Here is a 23,738-nt window from a genome sequence, read left to right as displayed (position 1 = left end):
ATGAGAATTGGCGGAAGAACATAGGAGTCGAACCTACCCAGGACTGCTGGCAGCCCTACCCGGATTTGAAATCCGGACGCCTCACCGGAGACGACGTTCTTCCATTCGAAGACAGACCGATAGTAGAAAATGCTTAAACCTGAATCAAGCGCATTCGTATTTCGTTAGTCGCTTTGTGACTTGAGTCGAACTTTACTAGCAAACCAATTGTTTTTATTTGAATTAATGAGTTTAGAGGGTCGCTATGGAATATCATTCACACGCCGTGGTTACTGAAAGAAAGGTGACCCTTTTAGAGCAGGGACAGGCCTCCGAGTTAACCGATTATGTGGCTAACGAGGTGCGAGTGGCGCTGGTGTATAACGGCATCGCCCACACTGTGATGCTCGCCAGCCCAGAAAATCTCGAAGAGTTCGCCATTGGCTTTACCTTGTCGGAGCGGATTGTTTCCCATGTGAATGAAATCAAAGGGGTGGATCTGGAGTTTACCCCCGAAGGCGTGCTCATTCAGGTGGAGATCACCCAAAGATGTTTTATGGAACTCAAGCAGCAGCGGCGCAATATGGCAGGGCGCACTGGCTGTGGCCTTTGTGGTGTGGCGCAATTGGAAGAAGCGGTTAAACCCGTTATCCGCGTCGACTCGGACGCCAGATTTAATATCGATCATCTGCAGCTTGCCCTTGAGCAGATCAAAGAGAATCAACATCACTTTAAGCTCACGGGTGCAACCCACGCCGCCATGGGCTTAGACGAGGAAGGACAAATCATCGCCGCCTTTGAGGACATAGGTCGGCACATTGCACTGGATAAATTAATCGGTGGATTTTCAATGCGTCAGGCAGAGCGACCTGTCGCCGTGTTGCTCACTAGCCGTGCCAGTTTTGAAATGGTGCAAAAGGCCGCCAGTGCCAATATCCAAATTCTGTTTGCTATGTCCGCCGTGACTTCACTGGCGTTGGAATTAGCAGAGAAAAGCAACATCACGCTTATCGGTTTTTGCCGTAATGGTAGAGCCACGCTCTACACCCATAGTTATCGACTGTTGGGGATAAATCGTGGCTGTTTAGCGAAAGCCATCTAAAGCGTGTCGCCACACAATTAAGATTCTTTAGCGCCTTATTTTTAAGGGATTGTGCCTTGCTTGTGTGGCAACAGGTATAAGCCTTGTGCTTATTTTTTTATAGTCTCGTTCATTAGGGTAATGACATGACATGGCAACAATTTAAACAACAATATTTAGTCCGTTTTTGGGCTCCTATGCCTGCAGTTATCGCCGCCGGTATCCTTTCTACTTACTATTTTGGGTTAACTGGCACTTTTTGGGCTGTCACGGGGGAATTTACGCGCTGGGGCGGGCACTTACTGCAACTGGTAGGGGCAAATCCTGAGACTTGGGGTTATTTCAAAGTGATAGGTTTACAGGGCTCTCCCTTAGACCGCATCGACGGCATGATGATCATCGGCATGTTTGGTGGTTGTATTGCGGCGGCGCTGTGGGCGAATAACGTTAAGCTGCGTATGCCACAGAGCCGTATCCGCATCGTTCAGGCACTTATCGGCGGCATTATTGCGGGCTTTGGTGCGCGCTTGGCGATGGGCTGTAACTTAGCGGCCTTCTTCACCGGGATCCCACAGTTTTCCTTACACGCATGGTTTTTTGCCCTCGCGACGGCGGCGGGCTCTTACTTTGGCGCGCGTTTTACCCTGCTGCCCATGTTCCGCATTCCAGTGAAATTGAAGAAAGTCGATAAGGCGACGTCGGTTAAACAGGATGAAAACCAAGCCAGACGGCGTTTTCGTATCGGCATGTTAGTGTTCGCGGCTATTATCGGCTGGGGATTACTGACCATGTTCAACGCGCCTAAACTGGGTATCGCCATGCTCTGCGGCGTGGGTTTTGGCCTGTTGATTGAGCGGGCACAAATCTGCTTTACCTCGGCATTTCGCGATATGTGGATCACCGGACGCACCCATATGGCCAAGGCGATTATTCTCGGTATGGCGGTGAGTGCCATCGGGATTTATAGCTATGTGCAATTAGGTGTGCCGCCGAAAATCATGTGGGCTGGCCCGAATGCGGTGATTGGTGGCCTGCTGTTTGGATTTGGCATTGTGCTGGCCGGTGGTTGTGAGACGGGTTGGATGTACCGCGCCGTCGAAGGCCAAGTGCATTTCTGGTGGGTTGGTTTAGGTAACGTGCTGGGTTCAACCCTGCTGGCCTATTACTGGGATGATTTAGCTCAGCCATTAGCCACAAGTTGGGACAAGGTTAACTTGCTTTCAAGCTTTGGTGATAAGGGCGGTTTATTGCTGACCTATCTGCTGCTGGCGCTGTCGTTTGCGGCCATGTTGCTATGGGAAAAACGTTTCTTTGCCCGTAAGGCGAAGCGGGATGAACAACTGATCGCGGAGGCGGCGTAATGAGTCAATATATTCCAGATTATCAACTCGATATGGTGGGCGAGCCTTGCCCTTATCCCGCAGTGGCAACCCTTGAGGCTATGCCGACACTGAAACCGGGGGAGATATTAGAAGTCATCAGCGACTGCCCGCAGTCAATCAATAATATTCCACTCGATGCCAAGAATCATGGTTATAAAGTGCTAGAAATTGAGCAAAATGGGCCAACGATTCGTTATCTGATCCAGCGTTAATTAAGCCATTTGAGGCTATCACGGCAAAGAAAAAGCGCTGCATTGGCAGCGCTTTTTGCTCTTAGCCTTGGCAATCGGCTGGTAGATATTCGTCGGGAATATCGTTACTACTACATACCCAAGTGACGTTATTTTGCTCGTCGACTTGGGGTGATAAATACACATCAAAGCCTTGATAATCCCCTAAGGCTTCGCCAGCAACAAAACCAACAATCCCCTCGGAATAAAGGTTAAAGGTGGTTAGCTGCTCATCAGTAAAGCCAAGCGGCTCTATCTCGGTCGGCCAGGCTTTATGGCTTTGGTAGTATTGAGTCAGCACCTCGGTAATGGGGGCTAATGATTGGTGCAACTGATCAATATGCTCGATAGCCAGTGCAGCATCGGGCACTTTAGCGGACTCAGTGTCCATTTGCTGAGTACTGGTAGCGTAGTTGGCATCATCATAGTTAATGCTGGCTGCGCCCGCTTTCTCTTGGTATTCCTTATAAGCGGGAATCGCGACCGCAGCGGCCACACCGATAATCGCCGCAAGGATGATAATCCCGCCGCCCGCCGTACCCATACGTGGCATAAACAGGCTAAAGAGGTAGGCAAATACACTGCGAGAAGGCGCTGAATACACTTTACCTTGCGCGGTCGCTTGTACTCTTGCCATACGTTTAGTCAGCCATGGATAACTGCTGTTCAGCTCATGGAAGGACATCCAAAATCCGCTCGACTCTTGGGTTTGGCGAATATATTGATCCACATTCATCCGTTTCCACTGCTCAACCCCTGCGGCTAATACGGCAACTGCATTGGTGGCCGAACGTAAGCTATTGCAGCAGCGCAGACCGTGTAGGTCGCAGGTGTACTCGCAGGCGCGGGCGTAGGCGGCGCCCACTAACGGCAGCCAAGTGGCGAACACTAACAGTGGCTCTTTACCAATATGGTTACGGCGAATATGGCCCAGCTCATGGCCGATATAGAAGTTAAGGGCGTCTTTATCGGACTCGAGTGCATCCACAATCGAGGAGAACAGCACTATGTAGTTACGGCGCAGGAAGCGGGTGGCGAGGGCATTTAGCATACCATCGGCGGCTAACAGGTAGGCGCGGGGCGGTTCTTTCACCTCTAAACGCTCACAGCAGGCGAGGTATTGCTTGTGTAAGTCGGGGAACTGCTCAGGGCTGATCTCAACCGCAGTGCCCTTTAAATAGCTGATAAACGCCGAGTGGGTGAACAGATAAATGATGAAAAACATCAGCACATAAATCAGGGCGAGACCTTTGGTGGCTAAGATCAGCACGGCCCAAATCAGTCCCGAAATAATCGCTAAAATTGTAAACAGTGACTTTTCTTTCGAATAGACGGTATCGGCCATTTGAATGGGGTTGTCGTTCCCTGTACTAATCGCTTGTTCCATGTTGATCCTTTTCCTAGTGAAATAACAAAGCGGCGTGAAAATAGTCAATTTCACTAGGAAATTCAATCTCTATAACTGGAATAACCGATAATTTACCTTTAAGTGCTAAAAATGGCTTAAGGTGCTAGGGCGTGTTGACGTTTCGAGATTAGATTTTGTTCGTTCTGGCAAGCACGTGCTCGCGAAACGAGGAATGATGTGTAGTTATTCTACTCAAATGACGAGTGACAAAGAGCAAGTGCTTGCTAGACGAACCCTTCGGGCAGCATTTGGCTGGCGTTTCTGCAGCGTTATCGTCCGTTTATGTAGAATAACTACACTGCACGGACTTTGCCTTGCATAAAAGCCAGCCTCATTGCTGCAAAAATAACCCTGAAACGTCAACACGCCCTAGTACGGCGGTGCCATTTTTAATCGCGTTTTGCGCCAGTTCGTAAACCTGCTTCTCGGCCACATCGACTACCGCTTGGTGTTCTTCGCTGAGTAGTTCCATCTCTTTGCCCATCACATCCATCGATGCGCCTAGGCTTTCAATTTGCGCGTTAACCTCAGCATCTTTTTCCCCGGAGGCGAGATTGACTAAGAGTTTGCTGGTTTCGGTGCTGATGGCATCACCCTTAACCTGCATTTGCTCACCCAGACGCTGCATCTTCTCGCCTTGGATTTGCATTGGGCGCACAGCCTCTTTCACTTGATTTACAAGGGCTGGATCGGTAATCACATAGCGGTTTCCGCCAGTCTTAACCCACAGATAGTCCGTTTGATACGCATTGCCTTGGTGTTTGAGTTTGTTCCAATCTTGGCTCTCACCCGCGCCGATAGTGAGTTCGCCATCTTGACGCACATAAATCCACGAAAAATCGGGATAATTGCGGCTATTGATCGAGATTTGGGTGTCGCTAGATGATTGGGTGCTTGCCTGCTGTGCAGCCCAAATCCCACAGGGGATAAGTGCGAGGATTAATAAACCGCCGAATATTTTGGTGTGAGTGTTCATAGTGCTTCCTTGTATAGGGATAAGTGTGATGACCCACTGACTAGGCAGAATATGTGCCAACTAAATATTCATTATTTATCAATTAAATAAAAACACTGTCCGCTTGATAAGTCTAAAGTGTCCGCACTTTGGCTGTTAATGTGTCCGCGCGATTGTCCGTTGAGTGGACACTCTTGGGATAACGTCTGTGGCTGCACTACACTTATTCGGGTTTATGAAATGTCGAGCTGCTATTGAGGGGTATTTTGCTTAAGTCAGCTTAGGTTAAGCCGAGATAGGGTTAGCTATGGACAAGAGATCGCTCGGGGTCCAGATAAAGGGAATGAAACAATGAAATTTACTAAGATAATCAATATGAAAACCGCTGCAGTGGCGGGACTTTTCGCCATGACGCTAGGCACGCCTGCGATGGCTGCAGAAAAACCGTCCTTTGATTGCAGCAAAGTGCGCCCCGGCAGTATCGAGGAGATGGTGTGTCAGGATGAGGGCTTAATTAAGCTCGATCAACAGCTTGCCGAGGTGTATACCAAGGCCACGGAAAAAGCCCAAAACGAACAACCGCCCACCCTCAAAGCCATGCAGCGAGGTTGGGTGAAGGGGCGTGATGAGTGTTGGAAGAGCGAAGATAAACACGCCTGTGTTGAATCGACTTACCAGACGCGGATTGCCGAGTTACAGGCGCAGTATCGTTTGGTGGAAATGGCAGGCCCGGTGTTCTACGCCTGCGATGGCAACCCCGCCAATGAGGTGGTGGTCAGCTACTTTAAGACTGAGCCTGCCACGTTAATTGCCGAGCGTGGCGATCAAACGTCCTTGATGTTTGTTCAGCCCAGTGGCAGTGGTGCTAAGTATCAGGGCCGAAATGAGAGTCTATGGGAACACCATGGCGAAGCCAAAATCGTCTGGGGATACGAAGCGCCCGAGATGACCTGCGTAGTAAAGCCCCAATAAGCCTAGAAGTTGACTCCCAGACCTAGGGTGTAGGAGATATCCCTCGAGTGCTGCACAGTCGATTTAGTCTCATTGATGTCGTATTTGAATGAGAGGTAAATCTGCTGTGTCAGCAGATATTTAAGCCCAAATGTGGAGTCCGAAATATATTCAATGGTGGGAATGTCGGGGAAGGCGATTTGCAGATCCGCATAGGTTTCTAACACCCCGTCGAACCAATACTGCTTGTAGTTGATGGTCGCCGCCCACGCATTTAGTTCATAGGTAAATACTTGATAATCTAGCCAGAAATGGTTGTAAGTAAGCACAAAGTCGAGCTTGTCGCGGTTGACACCCCAGAAACGATAACCGGGACCTATGGCCGCATAGTAACTGCGAATATCGAGTTCGAGGTTCTCCTCCCTAAAGTAATCCTCCTGACGCACTAACCAATGGTCACTGATCAAGTAGTCGACGCTGTAATGGGCTTCGAGGGTATTACGTTTGGTGGTTTTTTCTTCGGTCTCGTAGCGGACTTCACTCTTTAAATTATGGCGCCACTTTAAGGTCTCGGCGGTTACATCGCCCTTGGCATGCAGCTTTTGAGTATTTTTGCTGTTATCTGTGACATCTATCGCGGCTTCGGCACTGCCGCTGTAGCGCCATTCTGACTGGTTTAAGGTCTCGGAATAGATTAATTCACTGATGGGGATTTGCCGTTGATTGACTATCACAAAGCTCTCTAAGTCAGAGGCTTGAATCGTGACCTCCTCTATCGAGCGATTGATGCTCCAGTGTTGTGACTCACGGGTTTCAAAGCTGCGAATCGCGCTGCGTTCGATAGTGATTTTAGGGGCGTAGCTGGGCTTAATCACTAGATTCTGTTCGTCTAGTGCTTTAATTTCACCTGTGATTTTATCGCCATTGGTGAGAAACACAGTATCGGCAATCGCCGGATGGCTGAGAGCACAGAGCAAGAGGGCAAGGCTGAGATTGAGGTCGCGTTTGGGCATCTTGCATCTGGCTCACATGGGAAATTAAGGCCTGGTGGAGAGTCTAGCTTATCCTACCCACCACAGCCGAGTGAGATGGCAAGGAATTGAAACTCATGCTCAATTCCTTACCCGTATCGTTCATTAGCGTGAATTAATCTCGGTGATTTTGAGGTTGAGCAGTTGTTTTTGCCAACGGCTTTTATCGACACCTTCAACCCAAATGACCGGACTCTTACGCTGCTCACCTTTGCGTAGGTAAGTTTCTGGCATGCGGAAAATCGCTTCCCAGACGTCGAGCTTCTCGGTTTTGAGCAGGGTACCATCGTCGGCAAAGAAACTAGTTTCCACTTCAACTAAGGTCACGTGTTCACCGCTGGTGCTGGCAAGCTCGAAGGTCAGGCCGAGTTTATCGCCCTTCCATTGACTCTCACTGAAGGTGACTTTAATGCCATCTTTAGCGGTAGAGCCTAAGAGCTCAGGGCGCGCAATGGCGCTAGCAGTTAGCGTGGTGACAGGTTTGGCTGCTTCAACGACCACTGGGGTTGAAGCTACGGCTGCGACGCTGGGCGCGGTTGCAACTGTGGCTACCGCTGGCGCTTCGGCAACTTTAGTCTCTGTGATGATATATTCCCAAGTGAAGTCATCTTTTAATCTGACTTGAGCGCCATTCTCTAGGGTGATGGTCGCCACATCGGCAGCCATCACAGATGAAGAGAGCAACAATAATGAGCTGAGCGCGCTGAGGCGAAATGAACTGGGCATGGTTTCTGGCTCCGATATCCGTCTGAGTCAATATTTTGCCCTAACATAAACAATTTACTGCCATTAAGTCACTGTCTAAGTCGCATTTGTACCAATAAAATCGATTTTAAATCCCGACAATACAGCTTGTGCTTGTTGGCTGTGGCACTATCAACCCAAGAGCAGTATTTCAGTCCGCTAAAGGAGATTGCCATGTTTTGTCGATATGGATGTTTAATCGCATTATTGTGCAGCGGGATTGCCGCTGCGCAGGAGGATGCGCCCAAGGGCTGCGGAGCTAAACTAGCGGCAATTGAGGCGCAGCTTGCCGAGGCTAAAGCGGCGGGAAATCAAAACAAGGTCAATGGATTAACAACAGCACTGGAGGCGGTTGTCGCCGATTGTGAGGATGACGCCCTATACGCCGAGCGTTTAGCTAAGGTCGAGGCCAAACAGGCTAAATTAGTCGAGCGCCAAAATGAACTCAGCGAAGCCATCGCTAGTGGCCAGTCTATGGAGAAGATCAGCAAAAAACGCCAAAAGGTCGCAGAGGCGCAGGCTGAGCTGCATCAAGCCGAGGCCGAATTGGAGCAATAATGGCAGTAAAACCGAGCCGAAAGGGAGCCGTTGTAGACTCATGCGGCATTTTACATAGATACGCCCTTTGAGCACTGGGTCTCGGATGCTAAAATCGTTTTAAAAATATATGGTTGTGAAATATTTGTTGCACAGATGCCGCAGTCACACGTCATGTGCTCGCAACCTTGAGCCCTTATCTTGGCATGGCTGACCTGGGCAGATAACCCAGCCGTTTTTCTAGGAGTAGATTGTGGATCAAGAAATTCGCCTTCAAATCTCGAACTGGTTATCGAGTATCGGGATCGACAGCCAACCATCCGACGGCATATCGACCAGCATTATGCTGCTTGCCTGTGTGCTGGTGGCGGCCATCGCCTATTTTATTATGCGCCGCGGGGTGATCCGTGCGGTCAACATGGTGATCCTGCGCTCCAAGGCAACTTGGGATGACGTATTTATGCGTTACCGGGTGCTGGAAAAGCTGGCAATGTTAGTGCCCGCTATCGTATTAAACCTTCTGGTGCCTATTACCTTAACCGAGCATCCCGTACTCAGCAGTTTGGTCGACCGTCTATTGAGTATTTGGCTGGTGATCCTGATGATCCGCGCCATTTACGCTGGGCTAGATGCGGTTAATGAGATTTCCGATGTCAATTTGGTCAGCCGCCGCTTGCCGGTAAAAAGCTTTGTGCAGCTGATTAAACTGTTCCTGTTCTTTGTCGGTCTGATCGTGTCGATTTCCGTACTGGCGGATCAATCACCCGTGTACTTCCTCAGCGGTTTAGGTGTGGCAACGGGTTTTGTGATGTTAGTGTTCCGCGACACCATTTTAGGCTTCGTGGCGGGGATCCAGCTGGCGGCTAACCGTATGGTCAGCAAGGGCGACTGGATCCAGATGGACAAGTACGGCGCCGACGGCGCGGTGGAGGAAGTGTCTTTAACTACGGTCAAAGTGCGTAACTGGGACAAGACCATCACTATGATCCCCGCCTATGCCTTAGTGTCGGATGCGTTTCGTAACTGGCGAGGTATGTCGGAGTCGGGAGGTCGCCGTATCAAGCGTGCGGTCAATATCGATATCAACAGCATTAAGTTTTTAACCGAGGAAGAGCGTAGTCGACTCAGTAAAATCAATTGCTTGAAAGAATATTTCCCCGCCAAAATCAGCGAGATCCAAGAGTCGAATGCCAAAGTGTCGGATCTGGATATGAAGGTCAATGGCCGCCATTTGACCAACGTTGGCACCTTCCGCGCTTATTTGCAGGAGTACCTGCAACGCCATGATAAAGTGCACAAAGATATGACACTGATGGTGCGCCAACTGGCTCCCACGACCGAAGGTTTGCCGATTGAGATTTATATCTTTACCAATGATACACGTTGGGCTTTTTATGAGGCGATACAAGCGGATATCTTCGATCATATCTTTGCCGTGTTACCCGAGTTTGGTTTACAGGCCTTTCAAGCGCCGACGGGCAACGATATCCGCAGTCTAAAATCGGTGAAAGTCGAGGGCTAATCCCGACTGACTAAGATGGCGGCGAGGGTGAGAAACACGCCGCCGCTGGTACGGTCAAACCAATGCAGTTTGTTGCTGGCCTTTAGGCTCGGGGCCAGCACATTGGCCATAGAGGCGTACAGCATCACAAAGCTAAAATCGACCAGCGCCCAAGTGAGGGCAAGAATCGTCAGTTGCGGCATTTGTGGGGCGGTTAAATCAATAAATTGTGGAAATAACGCCGCAAAAAATAGTAAGTCCTTAGGATTGCTGATCCCTACTAAAAATGCCTGTTTATAGAGTTGTTTAGCAGTCCCTTTTCCTTCGGTTTTCGTCACTTCCAGCTTTTGCTCCTGCGACTTGGTGAGCACGAGTTTAATGCCCAAAAACACCAGATAGGCGGCGCCGCACCATTTGAGCAAGCTAAAGCCGTATTCCGAGGCGCTGATAATGGCGCCTAATCCTGCCGCCGAAGCCGCCATCAGCACCAGCGCGGCGCTGACACTGCCAAGCCCTGTGGCTATGCTACGTTTTTTACCGAAATGAATGCCGTGGGACATAGACAACATGGCGATAGGCCCGGGGGAAATCCCAATCAAAACAATCGCAAAAAGATAGAGTAACCAAGTCTCGGTCTGCATGTTTTACTCCGTAATTCCTCAAGCATTAACGTCTGTTGTCTGGCATATAGTCGGGGATCGTTTTGGGATGACGCCCTTTAATACTGCGGTAAAAACGGAGGATTTCTGCCATATCTTGCTCTATTTCTTTTGGTTGCAGTGGCGGCTGGATCACCACGGCCTTACGGGCAAAGTCTAAGCCCACAGGCACTATGGGTACCTGCGCCTTGGAGGCGATATGGTAGAAGCCGCATTTCCAGCGGGTCACTGGGCTGCGAGTACCTTCGGGGGCTAGCGCGAGTTTATAGTCGGGATGAGTGGCAAACAACTGCACGGCAGCATCGACTAAATTATTGTTTTTACGCCTATCCACAGGGCTGCCACCGATAGCGCGGAAGAACCAACCCCAAGGCGGAATAAACAACTGATGCTTACCGAGGAAGTGTATACGGGTGTTTAAGGCGCCGCGGGCGAGCACGCCGATGATAAAGTCCCAGTTACTGGTGTGTGGTGCAACAATCACAATGTATTTGGCCTGAGAGGGTAACTGCCCTTGGATTTGCCAGCCTGAAATTTTGAGTAGCCAGCGGCATAAATGTGTAAACATAATTTGGTGCTCAGAGTCGAAAAATGAATAATATCATCAGCTTTTTTTAATTATAAATCGGCTTTGACAAGATAGTCTGCGCCAATTTGGTTATAGTACAGTCTAACCTGATAGTTGGGGAGCGATACTATGTTGCGACAGGGATTGATGAAAAAACACATTTTACAGTGCCTCGCGGTACTGATGTTGCTGTTTGTCGGGCAGGTGAGTGCGGTGCCGACGGATGACATTGCCCAAATGCTAAAAGGTCAGGAAGATGCGTGGAACCGCGGCGATCTTGACGCTTACATGCAGGGTTATTGGAAGAGCGAACAGCTTAGATTTGTCTCTAATGGAAAGTTTCGTTACGGCTGGGATGAAACCCTTGCCGCCTACAAGAAAAACTATCCGAATAAAGAGGCTTTAGGTGAGCTGAAGTTCACCATCAAAGAAATCAAAATGCTTAGTAACTACGCCGCTATGGTCGTAGGACGTTGGGATTTAAAGCGGCAAAAGGATGCGCCCACGGGGGTGTTTACCCTGCTGGTGGAAAAAATTGATGACCGCTGGGTGATCACTATGGACCACAGTTCGGACTGATACACTGATCTCGGACGAGCAAGCTAAAAGTGGGCGAGACAGTCCGGCTCTTTAGGTAATTGCGACGGCAGGGTAAAGTGGAAATCCTGCTGTCCCAGTCGTCGGCCCTTACCGTCATATCTTACCTCGGTAAATTGGACTTCCCCTTGGGCATTTTGCAGTAAAATGCTAGTGGAGCGGGTGCCGTAGTCGGGGTGACGAATATAAATTGCTGCTAGTCGGCGTTCCCACTCTAGCCCGACGCCCGTGTCGGGTAGCTCGTTATCCTCTGGTCGCGAATCATCCTGCATTAACTGAATGAGCGACTCTAGCTCAAGTGGCCCCGATTGTTGGATGAGGGCCTCGAGCGAGCGTTGGCCTTTAGCCATTTTCGGCCAGATATCATCAAGCGCGCCATTGCTAATGGCGTGGAATCCTGCCGTGAGTTTTACCGTGTTCCGCTTAAGACTGTTAAAACAATAGAGATTAGTACCTTGGCCAAACACGAGATTAAATGGCTGATAATCTTCGGCGTGCTCCTCAAGCCAGTTAGGGCAGATAAGCGAACCCGAGCTTAAGGCTTTAATGATCAGCTCGCCGCGGCTGCGCATCGGCTCTTGGGATTTTTGCGCTACCCTTAGGTTAGTGACTCCCGCAATTTGCCCCTGTTTATTGACCCCAAACCAAGTGCCCCCCGCCTGCAAATCTTTGCCCGCGAGCATATTCTGCTCCGGTGGCCAAAATTGTGCTGGTGCTGTGGGTCTGTGGTGAAACTCATCCCGATTGGCGCAAATGATCAGTGGATACTGGGGATGTGTTTTAAGGGCGACAAAGAGTATGCACATAACAGGCTAAATTTATCCTAGGAGTAGGATTAACTTAGCCTGTCTATCGGCAAATGAACAGTGCTAGTGATGGTGCTTATTTGCATCGCTATGGCTGTGGCCGCCACTCTGATGTGAATGAGAGTGTGTATGGCTGTGACTATGGGCGGTTTCTGCTGCTGAGGTATGCGCGTGTGCATGGTCATGGTCATGGCCGTGATGATGACCATGGCTAGCCGGTTTTAACATCATCAAGCGGCGTAAGAACTTACGTGGCCCTAGGCGCAGTAAGCTCGCGGCAAATAAGCCTGATAGAACCAGCAAGGCGGCCAAGTTAATCGCCTCAGGCAAGGTGATTAAAGAGAACCACATAGGTAACCTGATAGCGGCAACGAGGGCGATGGCAATTATCGCCAGTAAAACACCGCGCTGTGGCCAGCTCATGAGTTTAAGTTGGGCGATGTTCAGTACGGGCGCTGCAATCAGAGGCAGTATGATGGCAATAGGGCTCCAGCCGCTGTAGGCGAGGGCAATCGACAGTACTGCTGCGCCTAAGTTACAGAAGCGCATAGGTAAAAAGACCAACAAGAGTACGGCAATCTGCAACATAGGATTGCTTAACGGTACCGAAGGATGGCCGATCAGATTGACTAGCACTAGGCTGAGGAGCACCCAAGGGGCACTGCGATCAACCAGATGGGCAAAGCCAAAGCGCAGCGCATTGTTGGGCAACTTGCTGTGGGGATCGGTTATCTCGACCCGAGCATGGGCCAGATAAGCACTCATAATAAACACCACGAGTAGCTGGAATAGTGCCAGCCAAGGGCCAAGCAGTAGCGCGGTGAGCACAAGTGCCTCTGGGCCCGCTAAGCGTTGGAACCAACGGCGAGCAAGGCTGTTATCCTGCGGAGTTAACCCTAGTTGGAACCGCAGCGCGGCCGCGGCATAGCTGAGTAAAAGTACCGGCGCTATGGTCATTAACCAAGTGGTTAGCTGTTCGGTGCTGTGATCGTGGTGGGCATGTTCATGGCCGCCAGAATCCATCAGTAACAGCACCATCAACAATCCAATCCCCAGTAAACTGCCGATACCGGCCTGATATTCATACTGGCCTTGCTTATCAGTGTCGTGTTGACCATGGGGTTGATGCAGCACGACGTGCAGGATTGAACCTGTCACAAAGGCTTGTAAATAAACGGTATTATCTAAACTGAGTTGGGATAATAATTGCTCGCCCGCGAAATAACCCACGCCAGTGAGCAGCATCATGGCGACTAATACCAAACTCGCCCAACGGGTGCCAACTTGAGGTTTGAGTAACCACCAAATGGCGAGACCCACGGGTAGTCGGTGCAATATCACCCCGAGCGCTAATAGGCTGGAATTGCCATCCTGCTGCGCCAGCACCATAGCGCCACCATCTGTGATGGTATGCAGTAAAAGACCGCCAATCCCGAGTGATAGGGTGAGATTATGGGTGATCTCTGAGTAGCGATGGAATAAGCGTTCGCTGGCGGTCGGTCCCCAGAGGCCGAGGACGACAAAGACGATGGCCAATAGGCCACCATGCTCGAGCAATTCAGGCAAAATATGGATCAGCACTAGCCCGCCTAAAGAGACGAAGATAAAGCCATCGAGTCCCTTCTGTAAGCCGCTGCCCGATGAAAAGTAGCGATAAAACAGTGGTCCGATTAATAGTGCGATACAGCTAGCGAGAAGATAGAGCATGGATTCCACGAATTTTGCTGAAAAAACGCCATAGTATACCAGTTGTAATCAAAATGAGCAGCGACTTACTGGCAATTTACTAAAGTGACATTTACCTCTCATTGCAGGCGCAGAAATCCCTTTAACGCTCGAGGGCGTAATCTCAGTGCGCTTGGTATTTGTCGGTGGCAAATTGACAATGGCATGCTGGCTTAGGGCCATCATTAGGAATTTTATAGATAATTTTTCACATCTGTAACGCGAAAAAGTTATACAATATCGGCTCATGTTGGCTTGGGTGTTGATAACGTTAAATGGATATATTTTCTGCTGCGGTAATGTTGTTTTTGATCATGGATCCCCTCGGTAATTTACCGATTTTCGCGTCGATTTTAAGGCATATCGACCCGAAAAAGCGTCGTAGGGTTTTGATCCGTGAGCTGATTTTTGCATTATTGATCATGTTGGCCTTCCTGTATGCCGGCGAAGCCATCCTCAGTTTCTTAAATCTGCGTTCAGAGTCAGTCAGTATTGCTGGCGGGATTATTCTATTCCTGATCGCCATTCGAATGATTTTCCCTCAGCCGGGCGGCGTGGTGGGTCTTGCGGCGGGAGAGGAACCCTTTATTGTCCCTATGGCCATTCCGTTGATGGCAGGGCCGTCGATTTTGGCTGCGCTTATTTTACTCGCGCACACCGACAGCACTCGCATGGGTGACTGGACGATTGCGCTAGTGTCTGCGTGGGGCGCGAGTGCGGTTATCCTAATGTTCTATAAGCTTTTTACCCGTATGCTGGGTGAAAAAGGCTTAACGGCAGTTGAGCGCTTGATGGGAATGGTACTGGTGATGATCTCGGTGCAAATGTTCCTCGATGGGGTTTCAAACTATATGAAAACCGCCAGCTAAACCTAGCTCTGTTTTGCAAGAACCGCATTGACGCCCGTTAATGCGGTTTTTTTATGTCTAAGGGGCGATGAGGCCTGTTTGCTGAATAACGGCTGACAAAACATAAAAAGAATCTCATCCCTGAATGTATCAAGTTGTTACGCAAAAGTAGTCCTGATATGGTTTTACATCCCTCGAAAGTGGGGAAGGTATTCAAGATAGTGAGCCGCTAAAAACAAACTTGCCATAGAGCAAATAGGCACTAGCCTTAGAAAATAGCTTGGCTACAGCGCACATTGTGACGGAAGGAAGAGTAATGCGAAGTTCAAAAAGTATCACAGCGTTAGGATTGATGTTGGCCTTGCTGAGTGGCGCTAGTATTGCGGCGCCCAATCATACGCCAGCGGATGCAGGGGTCATTAATAAAGAAAGGATCCTTTATTGGTTGATCAAGCGGGGCGAAGTCTCCGCAGATGCCAGCGACAGCGTTAAGCAAGCGGCCGTTGAAGCCTATATTGCCCGTGCCAGCCTAGCCCAGCCCAAAGAGCCGAGAATGGTGGTTGAAGCCGAGCATGACAGGCTGCAAAAAGTGAAGTCGACGGCGATGATGCGCGCGCCCGCACAGCGGGTGTTAGCGGATGCCGACGTGACCAAAACGGTGAAGGTATTAACCGTACTGATTGATTTTCCTGATTTAAAGTATAACAACAATGGTTTAACGGCGAGTGATACCGACATGTATTACTCAAGTTACCCTGCGTCTCACTATAAAAATTTACTCTTCTCCACCACTGGCTTTACGGGGCCGCAAAACCAGAATTTAGACTCGGCTTATCAGTATTATCAAGCGGTTTCAGGCAAGACCTTCTTCTTCACGGGCGATGTTAAAGGTTGGTATACCGCAAGCCAAAATGCCGATTACTATGGTGCGAATGATGCCGATACGGGTAGTGATGCCCATGTGACTGAGCTGGTTAAAGAGGCGGTGAGCCAAGCGGTAGCCAATATGTCTGCGGCGGAACTCGCAACCTATGATATTGAAGATCCATACGATTTAAATGATAACGGCAATCTAAACGAGCCCGATGGCATTATTGACCATGTGATGATTTTCCACTCGAGTATTGGGGAAGAAACAGGGGGCGGTAAATTAGGGGACAACGCGATTTGGTCGCACCGTTACTATGTTGACCAGACCACGCAAGGTTATAGCCTACCTGGGTCGACCAAAAAACTCTTCGGTTACACCATTCAACCAATCGATGCGGCGACTGGGGTCTGTACCCATGAGTTTGGCCACGATCTGGGCTTGCCCGATGAATATGACACTACGGATAACACCAATAAAGATGGTTCTCCCGTGGGCGCTTGGTCTTTAATGTCTTCGGGGAGTTGGACTGGTGCCATCCCTGGGACTAAACCTAGCGGTTTTAGCCCCTACGCGCGCTCCTATTTACAGGAAAAATATAAAGGTAAATGGCTGAATGAGCGTGAAATCAGCTTAGATAGTATTCCTAAATCTGGTATGGAAGTGACACTGAATCAGGCGTCAAATCAAGACGTAGTAAACCAGATATCGATTCCTCTTCCCGCCGCACCTATAGCCTTTAAAGCACCCTATCAAGGGAGTTACCAGTACTATTCGGGCCAAGGGGATATGCTGAGCAACAGCATGAGCTTTACGGCAAATTTGCCGGCGACGAGTGACAAACTCACGCTTGCGATGCAGGCGAGTTGGGAAATTGAAGCCGACTACGACTATATGCAGGTCAAAGTGAACGGTGTGGCGATTGCGGGCAATTACACAAAGTCCGTCAACGCGATTAACAGTGCTCGACATATTATTACGGGTAAATCATCGAGTATTTCGACTGCAGTAGGCAGTGATGCTTGGGTGGGGTTGGAATATGATTTATCAGCCTACGCTGGTAAAGCGGTGACGATTGAATTGACCTATGTGACCGATGAGGCCGCAATCGAGTCGGGAATCACCATCGACAATATCAGTATCAAGCAAGGCGCGAATGAGTTTTATAGCGATAATGCCGAGGTTGCGGGTAAGGCCACTCTGGCAGGTTACAGCCGGATCACCAACACGCGCCCAGGTGCCGCATCCCGCTATTTAATCCAACTACGCAGTCACAATGGTGTCGATGCCGGATTAAAGAATGAAGGTTTTGATCCCGGCGTACTCCTGTGGTTAGAGGATTTTAGTTACTACGATAACAACGTGTCTGATCATCCAGGCCATAGTTTGATTGGGGTGATTGATGCGGATCAGAATATGATTGGCACTAATTCTACCGATGTACAAATCCGTGATGCGGCCTTTAGTACGGTAAGACAAACGGCATATCTTGGCGACACTAATCTTGAGCCTGTGAGCCTGTTTGACGATAGTTTCGATTACAGTGCGCCGCTCCAACCTCAGTCGGGGATGGTGCTGCAAAAGCTGGGCTTGACGATGCAAGTGGTCTCTCAAGCCAGTGATAACAGCACAGCGGTGATCCGTTTAGCCAATGCGAATGCCGATCCTGCGTTAACGCCCTTAACCGCGGCAATTAGTCTGAACCAAAGTGGCTTAACTGCTACTGTTGCTGCTGTGGTTGAGGGTGGCGAAGGCGCATACACTTATGCTTGGGATTTTGGTGTTGCGGGAGCGACCAGCACTTCAGCGTCGGCGACTTATACCTACGCAAATGCAGGAACCTATACGCTGACCTTAACGGTAACCGATGCCAAAGGCACAATCGCGACTGCCACTAAAACGCTTGTGGTGAGCTTGCCCTTAACCGCTGGTTTTAGTGCCAGTGCCAACCAGCTCACGGTGAACTTTAGCAACACCTCGGCAGGTGGCGTTGGTAGCCTAAGTTATACATGGAACTTTGGCGATGGCACCTCAAGCACTTCGGTATCGCCAACCCACACTTACACTCGCGCGGGCACTTACACTGTCACGCTGACGGTCAAAGATACTCAAAACGCTACAGCAAGCAGCAGTTCAAGCGTTACCGTGACAGTACCTACGACGTCAACTGAAACGTCGAGTGGCGGCGGTGGTGGCAGCCTTAGTTGGCTTAGCCTGATATTGCTCGGTGGTTTTGCGTGGCGCCGCCAGCGTCAATAAGCGGATGTGTTAACGAAAAATGCCTCTGATTTAGAGGCATTTTTGTTTTAGCTTAGAAGTTAGGGTTGTAGCCTAGCCATAGCTTGTACTGCGGCTGGGAGGAACATTTCGCTGACAAACATTTCCTCCTCGTCATGGTGAAAATATCGGCGGCGTCCCCAGAGTTCGTGTTCGACGTTTTGCGCTAAGCTTTGGGCGAGTTGGGCGAGGCGACTGTTGGTGGTAAAGCGGGCGATTTCGATGCGACCAGGCACAAAACTGTCTTGGCTAAACAATAATTCTCCCAGTGGACGTGTACCTAGGCCTAAAAAATCGGCTTGGCGGGTCGATAGTAAAGACTGCGGGATCAAGGTTCTAGCAAATACCCAAGGCACGGAATCGAGGCAGAGTAACACTTCTCGCACCCAAACGGCGTTTTGCTTGGGGTATTCGCCTTCGAGCGGGGCACATTGGCCTTCACCGAGGATTTTGACTTCGAACTTATCACAACAGCCCTTGAGCTTTTGTGTCAGGCTTCCCGGTGCCAGTAACCATTCTTTAAGGGGAGAAGAGGGAAGATTTTTGGCGTTATCGGCACAAAACCATTGAATAGATTCGCCATAGGGAAAGCTTAAGCTGGTCACATTCATTAAATACTCGTTACAATATAAGCAAACGTCGGCAGTCTACCAGATAGATTGGGAAGTTTCTTCCATTGACCATTATTGTTTTTAGGGAGCTGTAAACCGCGATGAAAAAATTATTATCAGCCTGCCTGATCTTATTCAGTGTTGTATTGAGTGCATATGCGGCCGACGAGAAAGAAGCGACTCCCGCAGGGGATTACGCTTACTACGGTTTCGAACCCGAAATCGTGACTAACTATATTTCAAACCGCAAAAAACTAGGGTTTGTGAAGATCAGTGTCGAGCTGATGGTAAAAAATCCCGATGATCTCGTCATCGTCGAGCGCCATGATCCGCTGCTGCGCGCCGCGATTATTGAAGTGCTGGGTAATCAGGCCGAAGAAAAGATTAAGTCCCTCACTGGCCGTGAAGAAATCCGCCGTGAGTGCTTCGATATGGTGAATAATCTGCTGACCAAAGAGGCGGGTAAACCCTTAGTGGTCAACCTACTGTTTACCTCCTATCTTTACGATTAATTCCGCCAATATGTTTGAGGGCTGATCCTTGGATTAGCCCGCCCTTGTTGATAAGTCATTATGCCTAAACCCGCCATTAAAACTGCCGCAAAACCAGCGACGTCATCCGCAGGTAAACGGGGTAAGCCAAGCACGCCAAAATCGGTAGCCAAGCCCAAAATTGCCAAGCCGAAAACGGCTAGCAAGCCCAAAGTAAAGCATGGCGAGAAGAAGCGCTTACATCCGCGTAATTTGCACATTAATGGTTATGACTTTCCGGCCCTAATGGCGAGTTATCCCAAGCTAAAAGTCTTTGTTCGGCCCACGCCCTATGGTGACTTATCTATCGATTTTGCCGATCCCTTAGCGGTAAAAACTCTGAATGCGGCTCTCTTGCAACATCATTATGGGCTGGCATTTTGGGATATTCCCAAGGGCGCGCTGTGCCCGCCAATTCCAGGGCGGGTCGACTATCTGCATTACTTGGCCGATCTGTTATTTGAGGGCGGCAAAGTAAAGCGCGCTGCGGCAATCCGTGCCTTAGATATAGGCACTGGGGCGAATGGCGTTTATGCCATCCTAGGGCATCAAGTGTATGACTGGCAGTTTGTTGCTTCGGATATTAATCCTCAGTCGCTTACCAATGTGCAGCGGATTATCGACAATAACCCGAGTTTACAGGGGCACTTATCCTTAAGGCGGCAGCAGGATGACAAGGCGGTCTTTAAGGGGATTATTCAAGCTTCTGATCGCTTCGAGTTAACCCTGTGCAATCCTCCCTTTCATGGCTCGTTAAAAGAAGCGAGTGAAGGCTCGCTGCGCAAGGTGCGTAATCTGCAACTTAATCGGGGTGAGCAGCCTAAAGCGACCAGCGCGACCTTAAACTTTGGTGGTCAGGCGGCAGAGTTATGGTGCCAAGGGGGAGAAAAGCAATTTTTAGCTACTATGATCCGCGAGAGCCAAGTATTTGCCGAGCAGTGTTTGTGGTTTACCAGCTTAGTGTCGAAGCAGGAGAATCTAAAGCCCTGTTATCAGGCTTTGGAAAAGTTAGGTGTCGATACCGTTAAAACCATCGAGATGCAGCAGGGCAATAAGGTCACTCGGGTGCTCGCATGGAGTTTCCATTCGCAGGCTAAACGTTTGCAGTGGCGAAATCAGATCGTTAGCGGGACATAAAACAACAGGCGCCGAGTGCGCCTGTGTTTTTAGTCAGCCTCAATTACTGGGCTTTTTCCTGTGGATGGTCACGGCGGAATAGCGCCCACTCATCAATTTTTTCACCGCTTGGCAAAGTACAGACACCCTGTTCACCTTCAGCAGTCTTTTGGATTTCCGAGGTGCCGCCCAGTGAGACGCAATATTCGGCGGCTGGATTGGCGATTTTCACTTTAGTCGCTGCTTTAGCTTCAGTTTTTACTTCGGCTGGCGCTTGGGTTGCAGGCTCGGTTTTGTCGCCGCAGCCGACTAAGCTGCCGCACATAATCAGGCCGATTAACAGTGGTGATGTTAGCTTCATGCTGTTTTCCTTGTCGTTGAGTGACTTATTTACGTCCTAAAATCCGCAGGATGCGCAGAAATAGGTTGATGATATCCATGTACAACGCGGCGGCGCTGTCGACGGCATTATCGACGGTTTTAGGGATCTGATTCGCGCGTCCCCAGTCGTAGCCAATATAGCCGCAGAAAATAACCACAACTATCCAGTCTAAAATACCGTGATGGGTATTAAAGATAAATATTTCAATCAGTTCAACTACTATCACTAGCAAGAGTGCCATAGTCAGCACCCCAGCAATTTTTTGGAAGAAGGCCGGAAACAGCGTCCCCAAACACATCATGGCGATAGTCACTAGGCCCGTTATCCGAATCGCTTCGGTCACCAGCTCGGGGTCGTACTGGCTGACGACCATATTAATGATCAAACCGAAGGGCACGACCACAAAGTTGTAGCCGATAAAGCTGACGAGGGGATTGGTGGAACGTTGGAACAGATAAATACCGAAGAAACAGGAGGCGAAATAACCGATAAAGAAAATCCACGGGTTAACGCTGGCAATCGCTTCGGGGTCGATATGGCTGACCATCATATAGTTCACGGCAAAACCCCAAAGCAGGGTTAAGCCAATCACTAAATTATAAAGTCCCGCCCCTATGATAGTGTCATCGGTTGTACGGCGGTCGAATACGCTGTTTTCAGAATCCATTGATTTTTATATCCTTAATTGTAGAAAGCGTGCTAAGTGGTGAAGGTTACTCTGTTACTCACCACAAATCTTGCAGTGGGGTTGTTTAGGGAGTTTCATTTCGCGAAATTCCATGGTCATGGCATCGATCATCAAGATTCGTCCGGCGAGTGTTTTGCCCATTCCCGCAATAACTTTAATGGCTTCGACGGCCTGTAAGCAGCCGACCATGCCTACCACGGGGGCGAGAATGCCCGACTCGACACAGCTGAGTTGTTGCTCGCCGAAAAGTGAACTAAAGCAATGATAACAAGGTGTTTGTGCTTGATAGTCGAAGACTGTAACCATGCCTTCCATACGAATCGCGGCGGCTGAGACCAGCGGGATCTTGTGCTTAAAACAGCTTTGATTTAACTGCTCACGCACACTGACATTATCGGTGCAATCGACCACGATACAGTGGCTGGCGACTAAGGCATCGATTTCATGGTCATCCAATACCGCATTGATGGTATTGATTTTAACGTGAGGATTGAGCCGATTAAGGCTCTGTTTGGCCGACTCGACCTTAGGTTGGCCGACAGTCGCATCCTGGTGCAGCACTTGGCGCTGTAGGTTAGAGAGTTCGACCGTATCGAAATCCACTAAAGTTAGCTCGCCAATGCCCGCAACGGTTAGATATTGACCCGCCGCGCAGCCTAAACCGCCGGCGCCAATCATCAAGACTTTGGCGAGTTTTAAGCGCTCTTGACCATCGATATCCATCGCCTTGATTGAGATTTGGCGACTGTAGCGGGTGAGTTCACCGTCGCTGAGGATCTCTAGTTGTTCATTCATCGAGGCGTACCTTAGCAGAGCACTGAAGTAAAAGGTTCAACCGTCACTTGCGTGCCCACAGCCGTGTCACCTTGGAATTGCTCCAGCAGCACGAAACAATTCGCCAGACTCATAGAGGTCAACATGCCCGAACCTTGGCTGCCCGTGATGGCCACCTCCAATTCGCCCTGTGCATTGCGGGATAAAATGCCGCGCTGATACTCGACACGGCCGGGCTGTTTACGTACAGGGGTTGTCAGGGTGGCGGACAACACCAGTGGCGCTTTCGGGGTTAAGCCCTGCATCTTATTCAGAATAGGCCACACCAACTTGTAGAAGGTCACCATGGAAGATACAGGATTGCCCGGTAAACCGCAGAATACTGCCTTGCCTATGCGTCCCATGGCGAAGGGTTTACCCGGTTTAATAGCGAGTTTCCAGAAGGTGATTTTGCCTTCTTCATCAAGTATTTGTTTGGTGAAGTCAGCTTCACCGACCGAGACTCCGCCCGAGGTTAACACCATATCCGCTTGGCTTGCGGCATGGCGAAATGCGTGACGAATCGCCTCTGGGTCATCGGCTATCACGCCTAAATCCAGCCATTCCACATTGGCGCGGCTGAGTAAACCTTGGATGGAATAACGGTTCGAATCGTAAATTTGTCCCGGCGCTAAGTCACTGCCGACGGGGCGAAGTTCATCACCTGTGGAGAAAAACGCCACTTTGAGTTGGCGGTAAACCCGCACCTGACTCACGCCAATGGTGGCTAATACGCCCAGTTCTGCGGCTTTAATTTCGATGCCCGCTTTCAGCACTTTGGTGCCTTGCATCAGCTCTTCACCACGGCAGCGAACATTGGCGCCCTTAGCCTTAGGGTGATTGATTTGGATCTGGTTGCCCTGTGCTTGAGTCTCTTCCTGCATTTGCACTGTGTCATAACCCGCGGGCACCGGCGCGCCCGTCATAATGCGCACGCAGGAGTGAGGGGGGATTTCACCCTCAAAACCATGGCCCGCGAAGGAACTGCCAATCAGTGTCAGCGTGGTTTGATTGGTGTCAGTCGCTAAATCGGCAAAGCGAAAGGCGTAGCCGTCCATCGAAGAGTTATCGAAGGGCGGCAAATCGATACAAGAGGCCAAATCCTCGGCTAAAACGCGGCCAAGCGCGTGGGGAAGGGTAACGACTTCGGTGTCTGACACTGGGCTAACCTGCTCAAGCAGAAGGGGAATGGCTTGATCTGGATGCATTAAGCTAGGTTGCGAACAAGGATCGGCTTTCACGGACATCGGGTCTTCCTTATGGGCAAAAGATTGGGCAAATATGGGGGCTATTATGCCACGCTGTGCTTGCTTGGCTATGATCTGCATAGGAGTTTATGTGATTTGTCAGACAGTTTCCCCCTTAAGTGTTGCCTAAGGTGAATCCTTCTACTCTGTGATTTTGCACTACAGCTCAGGCGGCGCTAAACGCGAGTCGATGAACAAATGAAA

Annotated in this window: 24 protein-coding genes and 1 tRNA gene; 11 read left to right on the top strand and 14 right to left on the bottom strand. The window is 49.8% G+C overall.

The window, feature by feature from the left end; genetic code table 11:
- Positions 1 to 8: 8 nt before the first annotated feature.
- Positions 9 to 103 (bottom strand) — tRNA-Sec (locus L2713_RS17330).
- 141 nt (positions 104 to 244) lie between these two features.
- On the opposite strand from L2713_RS17330, the gene fdhD reads away from it, so the two are divergent.
- From fdhD to yedF, 3 genes are all read left to right on the top strand, one after another.
- Positions 245 to 1,081: a formate dehydrogenase accessory sulfurtransferase FdhD gene (gene fdhD / locus L2713_RS17325; RefSeq protein ID WP_248968729.1), complete on the top strand. Its 837-nt coding sequence runs from the start codon at positions 245 to 247 to the stop codon at positions 1,079 to 1,081.
- Positions 1,082 to 1,206: 125 nt separating this feature from the next.
- The gene (gene yedE / locus L2713_RS17320) at positions 1,207 to 2,421 is read left to right on the top strand and encodes a selenium metabolism membrane protein YedE/FdhT (protein WP_248968728.1); all 1,215 of its coding nucleotides are present in this window, start codon (positions 1,207 to 1,209) and stop codon (positions 2,419 to 2,421) included.
- Positions 2,421 to 2,654, top strand: coding sequence for a sulfurtransferase-like selenium metabolism protein YedF (yedF, locus tag L2713_RS17315; RefSeq protein WP_011070517.1), 234 nt, complete (start codon positions 2,421 to 2,423; stop codon positions 2,652 to 2,654). The genes yedE and yedF overlap by 1 nt, the downstream gene beginning before the upstream one ends.
- A gap of 61 nt (positions 2,655 to 2,715) precedes the next feature.
- Here the strand turns inward: yedF and L2713_RS17310 are convergent, their stop codons facing one another.
- Together L2713_RS17310 and L2713_RS17305 are read right to left on the bottom strand one after the other, a co-directional pair.
- Positions 2,716 to 4,059, bottom strand: a complete 1,344-nt coding sequence (locus L2713_RS17310; protein WP_248968727.1) for a M48 family metallopeptidase — start codon at positions 4,057 to 4,059, stop codon at positions 2,716 to 2,718.
- A 352-nt stretch (positions 4,060 to 4,411) separates the two neighbouring features.
- Complete coding sequence (locus tag L2713_RS17305) at positions 4,412 to 5,056, bottom strand: hypothetical protein (RefSeq protein WP_248968726.1); 645 nt, start codon at positions 5,054 to 5,056, stop codon at positions 4,412 to 4,414.
- 354 nt (positions 5,057 to 5,410) lie between these two features.
- Here L2713_RS17305 and L2713_RS17300 point away from each other — a divergent pair, with 354 nt between their 5' ends.
- Positions 5,411 to 6,007 carry an MliC family protein gene (locus tag L2713_RS17300; protein ID WP_380823603.1) on the top strand — a complete coding sequence of 199 codons (597 nt, stop codon included), beginning with the start codon at positions 5,411 to 5,413 and terminating at the stop codon, positions 6,005 to 6,007.
- Positions 6,008 to 6,009: 2 nt separating this feature from the next.
- Here the strand turns inward: L2713_RS17300 and L2713_RS17295 are convergent, their stop codons facing one another.
- Together L2713_RS17295 and L2713_RS17290 are read right to left on the bottom strand one after the other, a co-directional pair.
- Complete coding sequence (locus L2713_RS17295) at positions 6,010 to 6,999, bottom strand: DUF481 domain-containing protein (protein WP_089066646.1); 990 nt, start codon at positions 6,997 to 6,999, stop codon at positions 6,010 to 6,012.
- A gap of 123 nt (positions 7,000 to 7,122) precedes the next feature.
- Positions 7,123 to 7,743, bottom strand: a complete 621-nt coding sequence (locus L2713_RS17290) for a DUF3157 family protein (protein ID WP_248968724.1) — start codon at positions 7,741 to 7,743, stop codon at positions 7,123 to 7,125.
- 192 nt (positions 7,744 to 7,935) lie between these two features.
- On the opposite strand from L2713_RS17290, the gene L2713_RS17285 reads away from it, so the two are divergent.
- Together L2713_RS17285 and L2713_RS17280 are read left to right on the top strand one after the other, a co-directional pair.
- Positions 7,936 to 8,319: a DUF1090 domain-containing protein gene (locus tag L2713_RS17285; RefSeq protein ID WP_248968723.1), complete on the top strand. Its 384-nt coding sequence runs from the start codon at positions 7,936 to 7,938 to the stop codon at positions 8,317 to 8,319.
- Between the two features lie 232 nt (positions 8,320 to 8,551).
- Complete coding sequence (locus L2713_RS17280; RefSeq protein ID WP_011620950.1) at positions 8,552 to 9,820, top strand: mechanosensitive ion channel family protein; 1,269 nt, start codon at positions 8,552 to 8,554, stop codon at positions 9,818 to 9,820.
- On the opposite strand, the gene L2713_RS17275 is transcribed toward L2713_RS17280, so the two are convergent.
- The gene (locus tag L2713_RS17275; protein ID WP_248968721.1) at positions 9,817 to 10,440 is read right to left on the bottom strand and encodes a LysE family translocator; all 624 of its coding nucleotides are present in this window, start codon (positions 10,438 to 10,440) and stop codon (positions 9,817 to 9,819) included. The genes L2713_RS17280 and L2713_RS17275 overlap by 4 nt on opposite strands.
- A gap of 25 nt (positions 10,441 to 10,465) precedes the next feature.
- Positions 10,466 to 11,026, bottom strand: a complete 561-nt coding sequence (locus L2713_RS17270; protein ID WP_248968720.1) for a lysophospholipid acyltransferase family protein — start codon at positions 11,024 to 11,026, stop codon at positions 10,466 to 10,468.
- Positions 11,027 to 11,155: 129 nt separating this feature from the next.
- On the opposite strand from L2713_RS17270, the gene L2713_RS17265 reads away from it, so the two are divergent.
- Positions 11,156 to 11,605, top strand: a complete 450-nt coding sequence (locus L2713_RS17265; protein WP_086902886.1) for a YybH family protein — start codon at positions 11,156 to 11,158, stop codon at positions 11,603 to 11,605.
- 23 nt (positions 11,606 to 11,628) lie between these two features.
- Here L2713_RS17265 and L2713_RS17260 read toward each other — a convergent pair whose 3' ends face one another.
- Positions 11,629 to 12,429, bottom strand: a complete 801-nt coding sequence (locus tag L2713_RS17260; RefSeq protein WP_248968719.1) for an NRDE family protein — start codon at positions 12,427 to 12,429, stop codon at positions 11,629 to 11,631.
- A gap of 63 nt (positions 12,430 to 12,492) precedes the next feature.
- Positions 12,493 to 14,136 (bottom strand): ZIP family metal transporter, encoded by a 1,644-nt coding sequence (locus L2713_RS17255; protein WP_248968718.1) that lies wholly within the window; start codon positions 14,134 to 14,136, stop codon positions 12,493 to 12,495.
- Positions 14,137 to 14,429: 293 nt separating this feature from the next.
- Here L2713_RS17255 and L2713_RS17250 point away from each other — a divergent pair, with 293 nt between their 5' ends.
- Together L2713_RS17250 and L2713_RS17245 are read left to right on the top strand one after the other, a co-directional pair.
- Positions 14,430 to 15,023 (top strand): YhgN family NAAT transporter, encoded by a 594-nt coding sequence (locus L2713_RS17250; protein ID WP_089066652.1) that lies wholly within the window; start codon positions 14,430 to 14,432, stop codon positions 15,021 to 15,023.
- A gap of 295 nt (positions 15,024 to 15,318) precedes the next feature.
- Entirely contained in the window at positions 15,319 to 18,129 is a 2,811-nt protein-coding gene (locus L2713_RS17245; RefSeq protein WP_248968717.1) for an immune inhibitor A domain-containing protein, read from the top strand.
- Positions 18,130 to 18,188: 59 nt separating this feature from the next.
- On the opposite strand, the gene L2713_RS17240 is transcribed toward L2713_RS17245, so the two are convergent.
- Entirely contained in the window at positions 18,189 to 18,758 is a 570-nt protein-coding gene (locus L2713_RS17240) for a chorismate--pyruvate lyase family protein (protein WP_248968716.1), read from the bottom strand.
- Between the two features lie 101 nt (positions 18,759 to 18,859).
- On the opposite strand from L2713_RS17240, the gene L2713_RS17235 reads away from it, so the two are divergent.
- Positions 18,860 to 19,270 (top strand): flagellar basal body-associated protein FliL, encoded by a 411-nt coding sequence (locus L2713_RS17235; protein ID WP_011624753.1) that lies wholly within the window; start codon positions 18,860 to 18,862, stop codon positions 19,268 to 19,270.
- A gap of 60 nt (positions 19,271 to 19,330) precedes the next feature.
- On the top strand, positions 19,331 to 20,425 hold the full coding sequence (gene rlmF, locus L2713_RS17230; protein ID WP_248968714.1) for a 23S rRNA (adenine(1618)-N(6))-methyltransferase RlmF: 1,095 nt from the start codon (positions 19,331 to 19,333) through the stop codon (positions 20,423 to 20,425).
- 43 nt (positions 20,426 to 20,468) lie between these two features.
- Here the strand turns inward: rlmF and L2713_RS17225 are convergent, their stop codons facing one another.
- The 4 genes from L2713_RS17225 to moeA are packed head-to-tail and all read right to left on the bottom strand — an operon-like array spanning position 20,469 to position 23,534.
- On the bottom strand, positions 20,469 to 20,765 hold the full coding sequence (locus L2713_RS17225; RefSeq protein ID WP_011624755.1) for a putative hemolysin: 297 nt from the start codon (positions 20,763 to 20,765) through the stop codon (positions 20,469 to 20,471).
- A 25-nt stretch (positions 20,766 to 20,790) separates the two neighbouring features.
- Positions 20,791 to 21,453 (bottom strand): Bax inhibitor-1 family protein, encoded by a 663-nt coding sequence (locus tag L2713_RS17220; RefSeq protein WP_248968713.1) that lies wholly within the window; start codon positions 21,451 to 21,453, stop codon positions 20,791 to 20,793.
- Positions 21,454 to 21,507: 54 nt separating this feature from the next.
- Positions 21,508 to 22,269 (bottom strand): molybdopterin-synthase adenylyltransferase MoeB, encoded by a 762-nt coding sequence (moeB, locus tag L2713_RS17215; protein WP_248968712.1) that lies wholly within the window; start codon positions 22,267 to 22,269, stop codon positions 21,508 to 21,510.
- A gap of 11 nt (positions 22,270 to 22,280) precedes the next feature.
- The gene (gene moeA, locus L2713_RS17210; RefSeq protein WP_248968711.1) at positions 22,281 to 23,534 is read right to left on the bottom strand and encodes a molybdopterin molybdotransferase MoeA; all 1,254 of its coding nucleotides are present in this window, start codon (positions 23,532 to 23,534) and stop codon (positions 22,281 to 22,283) included.
- Positions 23,535 to 23,738: the final 204 nt, after the last annotated feature.

This window comes from Shewanella seohaensis, assembly GCF_023283775.1.
In the GTDB taxonomy this organism is placed as follows: domain Bacteria; phylum Pseudomonadota; class Gammaproteobacteria; order Enterobacterales; family Shewanellaceae; genus Shewanella; species Shewanella seohaensis.
The sequence above is the reverse complement of the archived record's forward strand: the minus strand, read 5'-3'. Positions and strand labels throughout refer to the sequence as shown.